The following is a 16672-nucleotide window of genomic DNA, read 5'->3' as shown; positions in this document are numbered from 1 at the left end:
GCCCTCCTAATGATATTTATTGTATCATAGAAGGACCTTACTTAGGTTATTTTACAGAAAAAGTTTCATAGGCTCGCGGAGGCTGTAAATTTTTCTGCCCATACCTCCAAATCTGCCTCACTGTCACTAAATCTCTGTTCTTAAATTCCATTTTCCATATTAAGAAAAAGGAGAAAAACAGGAGGTAAAATCCTCATCGAAAAAAAACAGCCACCGTAAGTTTACCCCACGATGACTGTCTTTCTTGTTTCCTATTTTATTTCTCTACTTTTTCTTTTACTGGATCCAGGCTCCATCTGCTCCGACTTTGTATCCGTCCGGTGTAGTCGTATTCGCAAAGAGTCTTCCCTTTGTTCCATCCGAACTCGGATTGAAGTAATACCATTTTCCATCAAACAATTGCCATCCGGTCAACATGCCTTTGTTCACATCGATGTAGAACCAGTGTTTGTATCCCGGATCATAGAGCCAGCCGGTTATAATATAACCACTTGCACCAAATGCAAACCATTTGCCATTGATAAATTCCCAATGCGGGATTTCGATCTGTTTGCCTGCAGCATCCGTTGTGATACTTCCTTTTGCGTAGCTGCCATCGGCGTATTTTAACCACCAGCCGATATCATCTAATATCCAGGTGGTGTAGCCGGAGCCACCCTTGCTGCTGGAAGAACCTCCGCCTCCAGAGGAATCGCCGCCGCTGGAATTGTGAACATGGATTTGTGATGTAGACTGACCAGCAAAGGCATCTGCTTTGGCACGATAACGTACCAAATAAGTACCTGCACTGATTCCGGATATGGTTTCATTGGTAAACGCTGTCCATGTAGTACCATTGTCTGAACTACACTCCATAGAAGTGTCCGCACCGTTGATCTTTCGAATACCCGCGGTCACATCTGGTACAGCAGGACGAGCTGGAATCAACAGATTTTGTGCGTTGCTGTCTACTGTATCACCATCACCTTTTCGCACAATGGAGATAGTGGTGCCCATCCATTCTTCCTGAATGGCAATCGTACCATCAGCAGATGGTATTACTGCCTGGCCGTTTATTGTATAGCTGCCGTCATTTGCAAAGCCAGTCAGCATTTCTGTTTGATAGTTGATACCGATAGTTGGTACATTTTGTTGCTTGCCTAAAGCCAGACCATCTTCAATCACCAAAACATTGTAAGTGGTGTCATCACTTGAAAAAAATGTCTGGGCTTGTGCTTCATCCACACCAGTTCCCATTGCTGCGAATTGTCCCGGCGTTTCCATACGAATACCGATTTGCGTTCCCTGTGCCGGAAGGCTGCTTACAGTCATATTTTGAGCAGAAGCCGGAAAGTAAATATTACTGGCAGTATTTCCCGTCATATTGCCTTGTACAATGATGTCGGTATCATTGCTAATCGTCATCTTGCCGCCGCCATTTGCACCGCTCTTCCAATTCGTTATCGTTTCATTGAACCCAAATGCCTCTGACATAGGCACGCTTTCCCCATCTCCGGCTACAGCCACACCGCCGCCGGTAGTCTTAGCGGAATTGTTTATAATGCTACCGCCATACATGGTGAAAGCACTTCCATCTGCCACATATATACCGCCGCCAAATCCCTCGGTGACACCATCGGCATTGGCACTGTTTCCGGTGATGGTTCCCTCGTACATATTTAGAGTACCATAGACTAAAATGCCGCCGCCATAGGAGTAAGTATTGCCGTTTTTCTCTCCGGTACGACCCGTTCCCCCAGTAATCGTACCGGTAGATTTACAGTCGTACAAATTTAGAGTCGCATTCTCCCTGACAACAATGATAGATCCATCTACATATGGGCTGTCGGCGCGGGTAAGCTCATATCCATTCAGGCAGAGATTTACAGTAACTTCATTTGTTCCATTGCCAATGAAGAGTGTAGGATCAAAGCTTGCTGTATCACCGATTGTGTAATTGTTTGACAAATAGTAGTTGGAGTCGGCATCAATAATGTAGTATCCATATTGATCCTGAGTAAATGATTGCATGTCTTTATCAAACAAAATTCCGCCATGCTCATGTGCTCCTGCTTCTACCAGATGGATTTCATTATTTATCTGCTGTAATTCATATTCTCCGCAGTTAAAATAATTCTCCGCTGCTGCACCGTTCATGTATGCAGACCAGCCGCTGGTCAAAACACCACCACTTTTTGTCACTGGAATCGGAGAGAGATATGTCAGTTGACCTGTCACAGTAATTACATTTTTGGGATTCATCAAGGTAATACCGGAAATTTCAGGAGCCTCCGACAGCATAATCGTACCCCAGCCCCAGTAGTCTGAATCATCACTGCCCAATGAGATACCTTCGCGTATCTTTCCTCCTGAAACAGTCAAGTTACTGCCTCTGCTAACTCTGATTTTCAGTATCTGTCCGCCACTCATTGTCATTTCTGACTGCTGAAGTATGACTACTTCACTTCCAATGCTGCCATTTCTTATTTCCACCTTGCCGCCGTTAAATGCGTGAATAGCGTATTGCTCAGATTCTTCCGCAATGACCGCACTGCTTCCATCTACAATCAGCTTGGCATCCTTACTAATATAGATTTGCTCTCTATAATCTGTATTTCCGGCAATTGTTCCACCTGTCATCGTCATGGTCGAACCCTCATCCAAGCAAACAGCTCCGTCATATCCCGGATTTTTATGTCCAGTAATTTCTCCACCATACATATTAAACTGTGATTTGTAACAGAGCACGCCTGCTCCGGCAGTATAAGCTGCGTTGTCTTGAATGATGCCGCCGTACATATAGAAATAGGCCTTTTTGCCGTTTACAAAAACACCGCCGCCGCCATCATAGCGCATCCTACCCGTCGAAGGAATATGGTTTCCTTCGATACTGCCATTATACAGGTTTAGTGTGCCTTCAACATAAATGCCACCGCCAAAATGTCCTCCGCTGAGAATTGATGTATTATAATGTGTTTCTGTTCCCGTACCACCGATAATCTTACCTGGCGTATTAGTACAATCCGTGATAGTCAATGTTACACCACTTGGCACTTTGATAACAGAACCTTGATCTGAACTGTTTTCGTATGTGATGGAATATCCGTTCAGGCAAAGACTTGTTTCTTTACTGAGAGCTTTCCAAGTTTTAGAAAGAGTAACATTTCCCGTAAGGTAATAGTTACCGCCACTGTCAGGAAGGAAAGTAGTTTCATTCCATTCTGTCCAAGTGACATCAGTATGTTCTGTTCCGTGGTCAGGGTCGGTACAGCTTCCACTACTGCCGCAAACAGGATGTGTATGCGCAGAGCCAGAACGAACCGACACAGGGGCTTCACCAGTACAGACTTCGTCCAGTTTTACACCCTCCGCAGAGCAGACGTGGCAATCCGCATTGATTTCTTCCTCGGTACAGAGGGTTTCACAGGTACATTCTTCCGGCTGTGCGTCGGACGGAGCAGCCGGGTTCCCGCTGTCCTGCGCGTTGCAAATCTCGCAAACATAGGTGCAAGGTGTTCCCTCTGTGACGGGAACATAGCCACAGGCTTCGTCGCGGCCCAGGCCGCCCTCTCTGTCGGCTTCGCCGCCATTCACCTTGTGTTCATGCTTGCAGTCTAATGCTTTGGTAATACAGCCGCTTTCCTTGCTGCATTCGTGGGTACACTCGGTCAGCTCGACTTCTTCCGGTTCGGACGGGGTGGCGGTATTCTCCGACACGCTTTCTGCCGGGTAGCACTCCGCCGTATGCTCGTGGACACACTCGGTCACAAGGGTATAACAATCCTCCGTGTGTTCATGGGAACAGTGGATTTCCGCTGTCCCCTCGGTGTAGTCGCAGCTTTCGTCATGCCGGGTGTGGTGTTCACACAGCCCGCTTTTGCCGATGGTTGTGCCGCTGTCCTGTGCGCCCGCTTCGGCAAACGCCATCGTCGGCAGCATGGACACGATCAGGCACAGGCATAAAAACGCCGCAAATAATCGTTTTTTCATGTGCGCTTATCCTCCTTTGAATCGTTTGTTTTAATTCGTTTCCGATATTTGATACACAACACGGTGATAATGACGGCTGCGGTAAAGGAAATCACCCCTACCAGCACATAGCCGCCCACATTCTCGTGAAGCAGAATAGAACCATAAAGCCCCGGTATGGCGATTTGTTCAGCCCCCGTAAATATTCCCATCAACCCTGCAAGGGCGGCGGATAATAGTACACAAATGGCAGACAAGACAAAAATTCTGTGCTTTTCCATTTCACGCTGCCTTTGGCGTATTCGTTTTTTTACCATTTCCACACGGGTTGCCGTATCATACATTCCAGTTCCTCCTTTCTCGGTATTCCGGCAAGAAAAGCCTTTCACTTATATAGGTACAAAAAATCGAAAAACTACGCACCCTAAAATCAATTTTTTCAAAAAATTTTTTCGGGCATAAAAAAAGAGCCGCCAGATGGCGGCCCAATGCGCGTTTTCGATTCAATTTTCCACATGGCTGGGAAGTGATGAAAGAAACTTTCCCGTAATCTTTCCAACCACCACAGCCAGCACAGGCAGGGTGTAGGCTACATACTGCACCCACCCGCCATAGGCGATCAGCAGGTTATAAATACCGTGGAATCCGATGGAAATACCCAAAAGTCCCAGCGTCCCAGAGAGTTTCAGCCATCTGCACTGCCAGACATACACGATCCCACAGTCCACGATGGCTCCGCAGACGATGTGCATGGCCCCTGTTCCAAAGCCCCGTATCAGCAGAAAGCCAAGATGTTCCGCCCCATGCTGTATCAGATAACAGATATTTTCAAAAGTTGCAAACCCAACGGCGACAGTGAAAACGGCGGGGCGTATCTGTTCCGGCTCCGGCTCAAATACGAGCAGATAAAAGAGCAGGGGCAGGAGCTTGATTACTTCCTCCACCACAGGGGCGATCTCTGCCGTGGCGTGAAACACAGTTGTGTCATAGAGCGCAACAAAAAAAGTGTTCACATACGCCGCCACCAGACAGGCTCCCATGCCCGCAAAGGCAAAGAGGAAAAAGCGAAGATATTTGCGGCCCATACAGAAAGCGGCAACCAGGAGCGGGGCGGCGACACACACGAAAATGTTTTCAATATAGGTCATGTCCGCACCGCCTTTCTCACTGCCGGGAACAGCACGAGGAGCGAAGCAGTCACGGCAAAATCAAACCAGAAATAGGGATTTGTCAGGGTATTGCTCACCCAGGGATAGCTGGAAAGCCACAGGCAGTATTCCAGAGCAATAAAACCTATTACGGCAAGGTGGAAAAACCGCTTTCCGTGGTTCGGATGCTTTCTCTGCCAGATAAGTCCCCGTATGGCAGCCCATAACATAGCGGACATCAAAACGCCGACAATTAGGTTATAGAGCACATTGCCTATGCTGATAAAGTACACGGTGAGCGGTATTATAATCACAAGTGCAAGCCACGGCAGACGGCTTCGCAGCGTGCGTTCTTCTTTGTCCAAAAGGCTGTATTGCAGCTGAAGCAAAAAAAGATAGCAGCTGACCCAGCCTATATCTGCCACATAGAACAGAGGCGGCGCGTCCGTGACAAGAATTGTGTAAAGCAGCCAATATAGTATGCTGAACGCAAAACAGCCGTAGAAACAGCAGAGCAGGAAATAAGGCTGTCTGCGGCTTCGCAGGTAGAACACCCCGGAAAGAATACAGCCGGTCAACACAACTAATAGCTGCGTCAGGTTATCAATGAACTCTACCATCGCCGCCCCCCGTTTCCTCATCCTTTTTCTGAAAGGCTTTGAGCTTAAAGCACAGGATAGTTACGCACACGCCCAGGACAAAGGCCAAAAGCCCAATGATGATATATCCGGCGACGGCACTGCCGCCAAAAATACTCGCCGCTGTTTCATATTCTGTATAGTTTCCGGCAACCAGTTTTTCCGAAATTCCGGGCATGGCAAAGGACACGCCCACGATCACGGCAAGACAGGCTGCCACCGAGGACAGCGCCAAAAGGCGGTTTCTTCGCTGACGCTTCTGCCGTTCGATCTGCGCTACACGCTGCTTGACGGCGGCTACCCGTTCTTCATGACTTCGCATCTGTAATGCCCTCCTTTTCCAATTTCTTTTTTAATGCCTTTCTTCCGCGATACACCAAATCCGCAATCTGTTTTTCGGCTTTTCCCATCAGATATGCAGCCTCAGCGTGGCTCATACCCTCAAAGTAGACAAGATATAAAGCCTCCCGGTAGTCTGACTTTAACTGCTCCATGCAAAAATGTAAAATACGCCGTTGTTCCGCCGTCTGGATAACTTCTTCCACCAGTGTTTCACTTTCCGGTTCTTCTTCCAGTGCTTCCAGACTGAAATGGATTTTCCATTTGTGCTTATGCCGCAAAGCCATATTGCGAGCCGTTTTATAAAGATAGGCTTTCAATCCTCCGTCCCGGATTGCAGGTCTTTTGGTAAACAAATAGGCAAAGGCTTCAATCATCAAGTCCTCGGCCTCGTGGACATCGTGCAGATAGCCGGTTATGTATAAAATAAGAGCCGCTTCATATCGTTTCATCAGCTCGTCCACGCTTTTTTCATCGCCGTCCAGATAGCGGCGGTAAAGTTCTTCATCGGTCATTCTTTCCGCCTCCTATCTTTGCGCGGGTCGGTAGGTTTTGTTGCAGTGTCAGGGATAACCCAGGCGTTGGCAAAACGCTCCGCACCGGGGATGCGTCCATTTAAGCAATATTGTTGAACGCGCCTTTCCGACACACCCCATTTTTCAGCCGCCTCCCGGATAGAGAGATAACCTTTCATTTTGCCATCGCCTTTCTTAAACTTATCGTGCTTGTATTCTACAAGCACGATAAGGGGGTACCCCCTTATCAAAAACTCTGTCCGTATCATGCGTTGTCAAAATTATATACGACTTCCCGAATGCTTTTCAAGATGAAACAATGTCATTTAGTTAAGCATAGGACATTGCATTTGCGTCATCTGGAATCTCATAAATGACTTTGTACATATCGTTAGTAACACCTTCTGTTTTTCACAAAATATTTTTTCAGTTTCCACTATGTTTATTTCTTTTGCAGGAAGCCATGAAAACACATCTAATATCCTCATACCATCTCCTTAAACTTCAAATATGCATGATTAATTATATCCTTTTTATATTGACAACACAACTCCGAAAAGAAACACTGTTTTTTTAATATAAAATAGTGACAGTGCAAATTTCAAAGTTGACTATAACACAACAAACGAAAGCCCTTTCAGGCTCTCACGATAATCTCTCTCTCATTGTTATGAAACGGAAGTATGGTATGAAAATGATTCTCGTTGATCATCTTTTCCATGTCAGTTCTGCTCTGATGATGAGGAAAATGACACCGAAATGCTGTTCCCTCCTCCGCCACAACCCTCTACCCATGGTTTCTCTCTTCTTCGCAATTTCGTTTTTAATTTCGATTTTCCTTTGTTCGAACATGAATTGAAAATGAACAAGAGAACATCTCTGTCGCAGAAAAGGATCCGGAAAAAGTCCGGAAGAAAATCGTATGTTATGGATCCATGGTTGAAGATGAGCTTTGAATCAGGTGGAATCTCCACTCCGTTCAAAAATCTTTCTTGGAACGAGCAATTTTGAAAATGATAGATGGGTGAAGTTTCTGCTTGACGGATGGGAGGTCATGGAGAGATGGTTAGGTCGGGTGGGGGACTTGCGCTGGTAGCAGGATTTCTCTTGTCTTACTATATCGTCCGTTCATCCGTTTTCGAAATGAAACTTTGAACATGGACATGACATTGAGCTGGTAAGAGAATTGCTATCATATAATGGGTTGAATATTTTTTCCTCAGATGATATATATAACTAGAAGGGTACCACCGATAGACGGTTGCCCGCATTTATATGTTTGACTTAGAAAAGCCGCTCACACTTTTGCAGGGTATGGGGCGGCTATTTCTGTGTCTTATTACTATCCCGGCCAACTCTATAGCCGAGTCCAAAGCTTCCGTAGTCATTGGCTAAGCCCTCCTTTCATGAGATTCCCTTTCGAGTTTCTATGTAATCGGAGGATCACAGTCCCTCCGGAGAGGGGCAAACCGCCTACCGTGTTATGGTGGCACCCATACAACTATGGTGCCATATTTTCCCCAACCAAACAACAACGTTTTCTTTAAGTGCCAGTCCAAAGGCAGCTCCCGATAAGAAAACATCGTGAGGAAAGAGAGAACGGTATAGCTTCGGCTGTACCGTTTTCTCATTTTTCCATTGATGCCGTGACTTTTGACATTTCCAAGGCTCCGATGCCCTTGTAGTAAATGTCGATCTCCTGCGTCCGGTTCTTGCCCTTCGGGTCGCTGGCCGCATGGACAATGATTTTCTCCACGAACTCATGGAGGATGCAGGGCGTGAGCTCCGGGATATCGGTGTACCTCTCCACAACGGAGAGAAAACGATCAACATCCGCCGATTTACTTTCCTCCAGCTCCACTTCTTTCCGAAGGGAACTCGTCAGCACCTTGAGATCCTGTTCTTCCTTCTCATAGTCCGCAGAGAGCTTCTGAAAGCGTTCATCGGAGAGCTTGCCCGAAATGTTGTCCTCATAGAGCCGCTTGAAGATAGCATCCAGTTCTGTGATCCGCTTTTCAGAATCGGCAAGCTGCCGTTTCCGCTTTGCAAGATCCCGGTCACGCTGCCGCAGGTCACTGTCCATGACCAGCCTCACAAACTCGTCCTTACTGCGGGAGGCGAAGGAAACGATCTCCCGCAGGTTTTCCAGAATCAATTCCTCCAAGACCACCGCTGCGGCTTCCTCGTCCCTGACCCACAGCTTTTTGTTGTCAGGAGCCTTCATGTAGCCATAGGGCGGCAGGGTCGTCAGATGCTCGCCGGCGTTGCCCTTGACCTTCATCACGGCACGGATCTTCTTGCTGGTGTCCTTCGCATAGCACTCATTGATGATGTTCCGAAAAGGAGTGAACTCATTATCACCCTGGGTGCTGTCCACACCATCGTTGACAGCAATAAAGTGAATGTCATGCTCCGGGAACATGATCTCGGTATACATGCCCACTTGCAGATAATCACGGCCTAGGCGTGACATATCCTTGATAATAACCCGATTGATAAGGCCGGCTTCGATATCCGCAATCATTTGCTGGAAACCAGGGCGGTTGAACGTCGTACCCGAAATGCCGTCATCAATATAAAAGCGATAGTTTTTGTAGCCGTGGTCAAGTGCGTAGCGTTGAAGGATCTTTTTTTGGGTTGATGATACTGTTGCTGTCGCCCTGCAATTCATCGTCGCGTGACAAACGGCAGTACAAAGCGGTAACAGCTTCGACGCTCATAGCGTTGTAAGGGAATTGAAGCGCGGCAGCGGTGTTTGACTGATGATACATAGTAACCTCCCATCCGGCAGTCAAACACGGTTTTGAAGTCACCTTCATTATACCGCGTCTTTTTGTCCCTGTCTGCCTGTTTGGGAGAATTAAGTTGTCGCTTCTTTCTGAACGTCCGCTTTCATCAGACGTTCCAGCTTCACAGCAATACCCTCACCGTCCTTTTCCCAAAAGAAGGAATTGACGATAAAGGTTGTGTTGCCGATCTGTTTTTCGCTCCGCTTCGGCGGGGCGTATTTCTTTTCAGATGAAACGGTCGTTTTCATAGTTAGCCCCTTTCTAATCGTCTGAAAACAAATCATGTTTTGATAGCTTACAAAGAACAGCAGAAACGGATGGCTGAATGGCTTTTCAGCTCCACGGGGATCCCACCCCCGCGCGGCCCTGCTCATTGCCTGCGACGCCTCACCGCCTGAATACGGCTGCACGCCCAGACTGTGACTGCAAGGGAGTATCGCCCCGCCTGTGCATCGTGGCCCGCGGGCTGCCTTGCCCGCTTTGCGGCCCGGTGGGTATCGCTCGCCTCGTTGGAGGGTCATGGCGCGCCGGCCGTATGGCTCCGCACAGACGGTAATGTATCCGTCTGCTCTATGCTGCGCCGGGATTTTCCGGGCTTTCTTTGTCAAGGAGTAAAGGGCTCAGCCGCACGGAAAGGGGTGCGCGCGGTTAAGACCCGCCTGGGTTCAGTTCAGGTCGAAACTCAGGATGGCGACAATCAGCTTCGTCTCAATTAGACGGCGGATCTCCTCGTCCACAGCAAGGCAGGGGTTCCCGTTCTGGTCATACCCTCTGCGCATGGACAGAGCCGCTATGTAGCCGGAATAGTGATCCAGCACCTGGTTCACCGCCTTTGGGGCGCCCCGCACAGCGGCGGTGATCACCGGATACGGGATCAGCTTGTGCTTACTCATTTGCGTCACCTCCCATCAGCTCTTTCAGCAGCTCATAGGCCTGCTGCCTGCGATGATTGACCGTTCTCCGGGGAAGGCTCAGCTTTTCGCCTATCTCCCGATCTGCCAGCTCCAGGAACCAGTACATCAGAAAGATATCCCGGAATCTCTGAGGCAGGGCGGTCAGCGCGTCAGCCAGCCTGTCGTCCTTAATGAGGATCACATCGCCGTCCACGGGGAAGGATGTGTATCCCCACGGATAGAGGTCATAGGTCGCAAGCGCCTCGCTGCCCTCATCCGACAGATCGCTCAGGGACACGAAGCGGTCCCGCTGGACGCGAACCTGACGGAAAGCGTTAGCAGACTCATTTCGGATGGTCCTTTTACAGAACGCATCGAAGGTGTGCTGCTTGTGCCGGTAATGGTGTTCAAGGTCCATTTTCTCACCTCCCTTCGCGCCGGAAGGCAGGTCGTGGTTTCCCCTTTCACCCCTTACTGGTTTTCCAAATGCCCCTTTTGGCCAGTTCTGCGGAAATTTCTCAAAAATATTTTTTCGCGGCTCATGCTACGCTCCTTTCGTCCTATTCCGGTGATTTTTTACAGAACGAAAGGGCGGCGGGGAGCGACAGCCGCATGAATTTAAATAGAAAAAGCTATAATTAAAATGCGCCTGACTGCAAAACGCAGTCAGGCGCAAAAACACAATGTAGGAACCCCCTGTATTCATTTACAGATCAAAGGGGATATTCCATGCTTGATATCAGGAAATGGTGATATTTCCAGTGAATGTCATGATCCCGAAAAACAGCAGGATTAGAGCTCCGAAGAAGAACAGGAATCCGCCCAGGACAGGTTTTCGCGGTCTGTTTTCCGTAATGCGTTCCGGCTTAGCCGGGTCATAGTATCCCATCACCTGCCGCCCCAGATCTCGCTTGCCGGACAGCGATTGACGGCTCGAGTACCGATAGGTCGTGCCATTCACTGTGTACTCATAGGTCGGCAGATAGTACGTCTCCCGGCGCAGCCGATCACTGCCGTCCTTTTGGTGTGCCCACCGTTTATCGGCCGATTCCTCGATCCATACCACCTTCATCATCGTGGTGCCTGTGTACCGCCGCACGTCATCCTCGTATTCCTTCTGTGCGCTTTTTCGACGACGGACACCAAGCCATGCTATCAGCACGGCCGCGAGGAGAAAGCCAATGCCCGCTGTGATATACTGCATATATCCTGCGGGCCATGCCACAAGCGCTACTGCAAAAATGAAACCGATCACGATAACTTTGATACTCTTCATACGTTCTCCATCCCGCCGCCATGGGCGGAGATATCCTTTTATGATACCGGTGGTTGGTTCTTCACGGCATCTACAAACAAGATGGTCAGCCCGATATAAGCGGCGCAGGCTACTGCCAGCAGAACGCAGAGGACGACACAAACCGATTGAACCGGTTTCCGCAAGCAACGGCGGGAGAGGACAATTCCCAGCAGCGACAGCACCAGCAGCACCACAGCAAGCCAAAGAGGCATATTGTCCACCTCCTTTACACATCGCGAAATGCGTCGATCATATCCGTAAACCATTGCAGCTCACGGGTAAAGCGTTGACGCAGCAGCTCCGGCGTCTCGCGACCCTTGCCGATATCAAAAAAGCCGCGTCCGCTGTGAACGGCAAGATACATCCTGCCATCGTGGTTGATGTTTACGGCGAATTTGCCGAAGGAGGAATCTGCCAGCGCCAGGATCCGCTCCATCTGGCTGGGGGTCAGGATGCGAAGGGCTGCCGCTTCATCGTCGCTGCTCAGATTGAAGCGTTTGTCGAAGACCTCGCTGCCTGTTTTGATGGTTTTGGCGCTGAACAGCTTATCCAGCCTTTCTCTCGGCCAAATGGTCAGCCATGTGGGAAATTCCCGGTTCAGCTCGCACAGTACCCACTGACCGGTATAGACCTCCTGCTCGTTTTTCTCCCACAGACCGGTCTCTTCACGCTGGAACTCGTTTACCTCCGTCAGCCGGATGGTACACAGCTCCGTGGTCAGTCCCTGATAGGTTCCACGGATATACCCACTGCCGCTGCAATAGGTGTGGCTGGGCAGGGGAATGTTTGTGTCCTTCGCGTTTAAAAGGTGAGGGGTGGGATTCATCTGTACGTTCTCAAAGACAGCGCTTACGATGTCCGGTGCAATGGTCTCGAAGGCCTGCTGGTTTGCATTGCCTTTGGACTTGCCCTGCACCATCTGCCCCAGGCCAAGGATCACGCCGCCGATGACGACCAGCACAATGTTGCCGCCCAGAATGATGCCTGCGATGGCGACCACACCGCCCACCAGCGAAAGGAGTTTTCCGCCCAATTTGCCGCTCTTGCTTTTGCGAAGCTGCCGCGACAGATGTTCATCCGTCATGTTTCTGTTCTTTTCTTCCATATTCTTCTCCTTATTCTATTATGCCGGTCAGAGCGGGACTTTCCGTTATCAGATCCAGAAGATTTCCCATACCGGCCAGCGAGGCGGTGAACCACTTGCGGATGCCGTCGATGTCCCGCAGATCCAATTCCTCCGGAATGCCCGCAAACACATACCGGGTGTTCAGGGCCAGTGCCAGATCGCCGTCACGGAGGATAAGACCGCACAGCTTGGAAGTTCTGGAAGATGCCTCCAGCTTCTGTACCAGATCACGAAGCTGCGGTGTGACCTGATCGTCCGCCTCCCGGTCATCCGCCGTATGAGCGGAAAAGTGCTTCCGGAAGGCGGCAGGTTCGGTGATGTCGTCCTTCTTCCTCTCCTGGAACATGTCGTTCAGGGCGATGTCCAGCGCCGGGTCACAGATGTCCTTGCAGCGGACCACGATGCCGCGGAACAGCGTCTCGGTCCGGGTCATCCAGTTGTCGTTGTTGGGACCGGACTTTTCCTCCACGGTGCGGCGCAGCTCCACGTTAGCCGCAGAGAACCGCAGCCCCTTGTGCTCGCCCTCGTGGAAGTCCGTCACAGTACACTCCGTAAAGGAGACCACCGATAGCTTTGCCGCCTCCAGGTACGCCCAGTCGATGGGCAGCGTGGCCGGCTCCGGCTCCGGACCGAAGGCTTTTGTCAGTTCCGTGCGGAAGAAGCCGCCCAGCTGCTGCTGCATCAGGGCTTTTTTCTTTTTCTGGGCGGGCTGTGCCACCAGCAGGAACAGCGCCACACCGGCAAAGACCAGAATGCAGATCACAATGATATTGCGATACACAAACGTCATGATGCACCCGGTGATTACCAGAATAACGCCCAGCAATATGCCGATGCTCTCCGTTCTCTGATAGCTTCCCAGCTTTTTTGACAGCTCCGTGTCGGTCATGCGCTCGGCGCCCACCGCGTCAAAGTCATTGCGTTTCTTTCTCATAGCTGTCCCTCCTCATTAGTAGCAAAGGCTGAAATATAGGCTGCTGTAAGGGTCAACGGTGTCGATATCCATGATGGCAGCTTCGGGCGAAATGCTGTCGAGCTGCATACGTTTGGCAGTGTCCTTGTAGCTGCCCGGCTGTGCCTCGGCGGCAAAGACGAGCCCGTTATACTCCTCCGGGAGATAGACGGAATAGCTCTTGGTCAAAACCTGCGCCCAGTCGCCCACGTTGTACTGCCAGTTGGTTGAGTAGGCGAATTCAATGAGATAGCTGTTTTCCTGCCAGCTGACAGTGTGGAGATAATAGTTGTCCCCGCGCTGGCTGTTGCCGTAGGCCGTTGAAGTGGTGAGCCACATACCGGTGTAGAAGTCATATAGCTCACTGCTGGTGACAGTCGTATACTGCTGGTCAAAGTTGGGGATGGAGTCCTCCGGAATGTAGCAGATGGCGTCAAAGTGCAGCTCGCGGATGCCGTCGTGGGTGTAGTCGCCGTTCTTCGTGATCTCCCAATAGCAGTCGGCGGTGTTATAGCCGTCGCCAAGCCCCGAATAGCTGCAAACCCCATTTCCCAGCAGGAATGTCCCCATCTCCACGGCGGCATTGATCTCAAGACCGTTTCTTGTGAAGTACGGCTGCTGAGATTGGATGCCCTCCACCGGGAAGAGAGATCCGCCGTTTGTAATGTCCATCAGGTCACCGCTGACGGTGCGGTCCAGCTGCAAGGTGTCGCCGCTGCCGTCAAAGTGGAGCGTGATTCCATATTCATCCACCCAAAGCGTACCGTATTCGCTCACTTCATCCTGATCATTTACAAATTCCCATGTGGCATCTTCGCGGATGCGCAGCCATAGGTTTTCCCCCTGATACTCCCAAAGCCCCACATACTCGCTCAGGTCACCGCCGCTAAGGGCAGCGGTGGAGAGATCCTCCCGGAAGACGTAGCGCTCCGCCGGGTCCCAGATCCAGCTAAGCTCGGTGGCGTCCCCATTTTCGTGGATAAAGCTCACCAGGACATCACTTTCTCCGTCTCCGTCTATATCCTCAAAGGATATGGCGTTGAAGGCCTGTGCTGCGTCGGGGATGTTCATGGGGAAGGACACGCTGTCAAACAGCACCTGTTCCGGCAGATCCCGGTAGAAGGCCGCGCTGCTCTCGCTCACCGTGACCAGCACGTCCACGCTTTCGCCGTTGTGGGTGATGGTGCCGCTGCCGACTACCACGCCGGTGGCGCGCCAGTCATCTCCCGCGACATCGCCGGAATCGCCGCAGGCGGCAAGATTCAGGCAGATCACCATGGCCGGCACAGGGATAAAAATATGTTTCCATCGATTCTTCATGGTTCTCCTTCCTTTTTATCACTCCATCAGGTAGTAAACACCCTCATCGCCCCAGACCAGAGCATCCTCGTCAAACTCAAAAACCCGGTACGACACACCGTCATACAGGGTGGAATCGGCGTAATAAGTGCTCACCTCGTCCGTGGAGTAGGAGAATGTGCCGTAGTCCATTTCCGCGGCCTCAGCGCCGGGAGCGCGCTGGTAATAGCTCCAGTTCCCATTACCGTCGATGACGATATAGGTCTCAGCCGAGAGGTCGCCGTCATAGTACCAAATGCCCTTGAATTCCGAGACATTCCGCTGGCAGAGGTCGGAATCCCAGCTCCAGTAGGAGTCCGGGTTTCCGTCTAAACGGCCGTTCCAGTCGGACACATCGTCCCCCGAGGGATCAGGCTCGTCGTCTTCATGCCAGAGGTACTCCATCCCTTCGCCGTAGTTGAAGTAGCCGTAAGCGGCGCTGTAGAGCTGGCCGTCCTCCATGTCGATGCGGCTGCCGGAATCGTCCAGGTTGCTGTAGGCATAGATAGCCTCCCACTCCGGCTCATAGCGGAGGTAACCGTCATCCATCACTTCGCCGCTGAGGTAGAGGGTCCAGTTGCCCTCGGCATCGAACTCCATAGAGTCGTAGTCGTTGTTCGCTTCGCCCAGCCAGATACCCCTCGAAGCCGCTGAAGTCGTTGGCGGTGTCCTCGCTGACTCCGCCGCCCAGCCCCTCGTTGGGGTCATCCTGCGGGGCGATTTGCCCCTCCGTATTGCCGCAGGCTGTACACAGCAGGAAAAGCAGCAACACCAGTCCCGCCAGAAGATATGGCTTTTTTCTCCTCATACAGCATCCTCCTCATTCTTCATCGCTCAAATACAGCTGCGAAAAAATGTTTTGATAGGTCTCACCCATATCCGACGCAGCATCGGGGGGCGCGCAGAATCCGTAAAGATAGGTACAAATGTCGGTGTCCATAACAAATACGGTCCATTCTCGGGTGTCTTCGTTCTCACCGGCGGTATAGGTTACGATGTAAACCGGATAGCTTAAATTTTTGCTGTATTCCTCATTTTCTTTGGCGGACAACAGCTCATAGGTACCCGCATCACTTAAAGACAGGGCGCAGGCTGTCAGATAATCGTCCAGCTCCTGTACATCCGGAACAAAGCAGCTTTGCTCCGCCGTATTGACCACAAGGAGCTGCCCATCAGAACCGGGATGTCGTCCCGTGAGATCACATCACCCCGGCCGTCGCCGTCCGCAGCATAGGACTCCACGATTTTCTGGTCATAGACCTCCTTGTCATAAGCGGTGTCCAGGAAAAGGGCAACGCTGAGATCCGGCGGCGCGAAAATAAGAAAGTCGCCGTTGTCAAAAAACATGGGAGAGCTGGGATCATAGTCAGGGTTGACCGGCTCACCGTCCTCACTGTAAAACTGAAGGCTGAAGCCCTCGTTTAGCTGCCCTTCCGTGTACTCCCCCAGGTCGATCTCGGTACTCTCGCCCTCCGCCAGTGTGGTCTCCAGGCGGTTCTCCCCCCAGTCCTCCTCCGAAGTGAGGCTGATGCGTATATCCGCAATGGGGTATGTGGTACGGTTTACAACGGTGATCTCCATGGGATACTGCTTCGCACCGCAGGCGGCAAGGCTCAGACAAAACAACAGCGCTAAGGTGAACGTCAAAAAGGGGCTTCGTTGTCTCATTTCATTTTCCTCCTTCTTCCG

General features: G+C 50.8%; 18 protein-coding genes and 1 pseudogene. All 19 read right to left on the bottom strand.

Features of this window, described 5'->3' with window-relative positions:
• Window positions 1–276: 276 nt before the first annotated feature.
• The 19 genes and pseudogenes from WMO41_RS13910 to WMO41_RS13820 all read right to left on the bottom strand — a co-directional run bounded on the left by WMO41_RS13910 (window position 277) and on the right by WMO41_RS13820 (window position 16651).
• Window positions 277–3969: an N-acetylmuramoyl-L-alanine amidase family protein gene (locus WMO41_RS13910; protein ID WP_349230280.1), complete on the bottom strand. Its 3693-nt coding sequence runs from the start codon at window positions 3967–3969 to the stop codon at window positions 277–279.
• Window positions 3966–4292, bottom strand: a complete 327-nt coding sequence (locus tag WMO41_RS13905) for a hypothetical protein (protein WP_349230279.1) — start codon at window positions 4290–4292, stop codon at window positions 3966–3968. Before WMO41_RS13905 ends, WMO41_RS13910 begins: the two co-directional genes overlap by 4 nt.
• A gap of 159 nt (window positions 4293–4451) precedes the next feature.
• On the bottom strand, window positions 4452–5096 hold the full coding sequence (locus WMO41_RS13900; RefSeq protein ID WP_349230278.1) for a PrsW family glutamic-type intramembrane protease: 645 nt from the start codon (window positions 5094–5096) through the stop codon (window positions 4452–4454).
• Window positions 5093–5716, bottom strand: a complete 624-nt coding sequence (locus WMO41_RS13895) for a histidine kinase (protein WP_349230277.1) — start codon at window positions 5714–5716, stop codon at window positions 5093–5095. The genes WMO41_RS13900 and WMO41_RS13895 overlap by 4 nt, the downstream gene beginning before the upstream one ends.
• Window positions 5700–6056, bottom strand: coding sequence for a DUF4179 domain-containing protein (locus tag WMO41_RS13890; RefSeq protein ID WP_349230276.1), 357 nt, complete (start codon window positions 6054–6056; stop codon window positions 5700–5702). The genes WMO41_RS13895 and WMO41_RS13890 overlap by 17 nt, the downstream gene beginning before the upstream one ends.
• Window positions 6043–6588 (bottom strand): RNA polymerase sigma factor, encoded by a 546-nt coding sequence (locus WMO41_RS13885; RefSeq protein WP_349230275.1) that lies wholly within the window; start codon window positions 6586–6588, stop codon window positions 6043–6045. Before WMO41_RS13885 ends, WMO41_RS13890 begins: the two co-directional genes overlap by 14 nt.
• On the bottom strand, window positions 6585–6815 hold the full coding sequence (locus tag WMO41_RS13880; RefSeq protein ID WP_349230274.1) for a helix-turn-helix domain-containing protein: 231 nt from the start codon (window positions 6813–6815) through the stop codon (window positions 6585–6587). Before WMO41_RS13880 ends, WMO41_RS13885 begins: the two co-directional genes overlap by 4 nt.
• A gap of 1400 nt (window positions 6816–8215) precedes the next feature.
• Window positions 8216–9308 (bottom strand): annotated as a pseudogene (locus WMO41_RS13875) (recombinase family protein).
• A 140-nt stretch (window positions 9309–9448) separates the two neighbouring features.
• Window positions 9449–9751 (bottom strand): transposon-encoded TnpW family protein, encoded by a 303-nt coding sequence (locus tag WMO41_RS13870; RefSeq protein WP_349230273.1) that lies wholly within the window; start codon window positions 9749–9751, stop codon window positions 9449–9451.
• Between the two features lie 291 nt (window positions 9752–10042).
• Complete coding sequence (locus tag WMO41_RS13865; protein WP_349230272.1) at window positions 10043–10270, bottom strand: helix-turn-helix domain-containing protein; 228 nt, start codon at window positions 10268–10270, stop codon at window positions 10043–10045.
• Window positions 10263–10688 carry an RNA polymerase sigma factor gene (locus WMO41_RS13860; RefSeq protein WP_349230271.1) on the bottom strand — a complete coding sequence of 142 codons (426 nt, stop codon included), beginning with the start codon at window positions 10686–10688 and terminating at the stop codon, window positions 10263–10265. Before WMO41_RS13860 ends, WMO41_RS13865 begins: the two co-directional genes overlap by 8 nt.
• Window positions 10689–11009: 321 nt before the next feature.
• Window positions 11010–11546, bottom strand: a complete 537-nt coding sequence (locus WMO41_RS13855) for a DUF3592 domain-containing protein (RefSeq protein WP_349230270.1) — start codon at window positions 11544–11546, stop codon at window positions 11010–11012.
• A gap of 38 nt (window positions 11547–11584) precedes the next feature.
• Entirely contained in the window at window positions 11585–11779 is a 195-nt protein-coding gene (locus tag WMO41_RS13850; RefSeq protein ID WP_349230269.1) for a hypothetical protein, read from the bottom strand.
• A 14-nt stretch (window positions 11780–11793) separates the two neighbouring features.
• A complete protein-coding gene (locus WMO41_RS13845) occupies window positions 11794–12672 on the bottom strand; it encodes a DUF3137 domain-containing protein (RefSeq protein WP_349230268.1) in 879 nt (292 codons plus the stop codon).
• 10 nt (window positions 12673–12682) lie between these two features.
• The gene (locus WMO41_RS13840) at window positions 12683–13627 is read right to left on the bottom strand and encodes a hypothetical protein (RefSeq protein ID WP_349230267.1); all 945 of its coding nucleotides are present in this window, start codon (window positions 13625–13627) and stop codon (window positions 12683–12685) included.
• Between the two features lie 15 nt (window positions 13628–13642).
• Window positions 13643–14965, bottom strand: coding sequence for a hypothetical protein (locus WMO41_RS13835; protein ID WP_349230266.1), 1323 nt, complete (start codon window positions 14963–14965; stop codon window positions 13643–13645).
• An 18-nt stretch (window positions 14966–14983) separates the two neighbouring features.
• The gene (locus tag WMO41_RS13830; protein WP_349230265.1) at window positions 14984–15583 is read right to left on the bottom strand and encodes a hypothetical protein; all 600 of its coding nucleotides are present in this window, start codon (window positions 15581–15583) and stop codon (window positions 14984–14986) included.
• A gap of 220 nt (window positions 15584–15803) precedes the next feature.
• A complete protein-coding gene (locus WMO41_RS13825; protein ID WP_349230264.1) occupies window positions 15804–16142 on the bottom strand; it encodes a hypothetical protein in 339 nt (112 codons plus the stop codon).
• A complete protein-coding gene (locus WMO41_RS13820) occupies window positions 16079–16651 on the bottom strand; it encodes a hypothetical protein (protein WP_349230263.1) in 573 nt (190 codons plus the stop codon). The genes WMO41_RS13825 and WMO41_RS13820 overlap by 64 nt, the downstream gene beginning before the upstream one ends.
• Window positions 16652–16672 lie beyond the last annotated feature (21 nt).

This window comes from Ventrimonas faecis, from assembly GCF_040096075.1.
Classification (GTDB): Bacteria; Bacillota; Clostridia; order Lachnospirales; family Lachnospiraceae; genus Brotaphodocola; species Brotaphodocola faecis.
The sequence above is the reverse complement of the archived record's forward strand: the minus strand, read 5'-3'. Positions and strand labels throughout refer to the sequence as shown.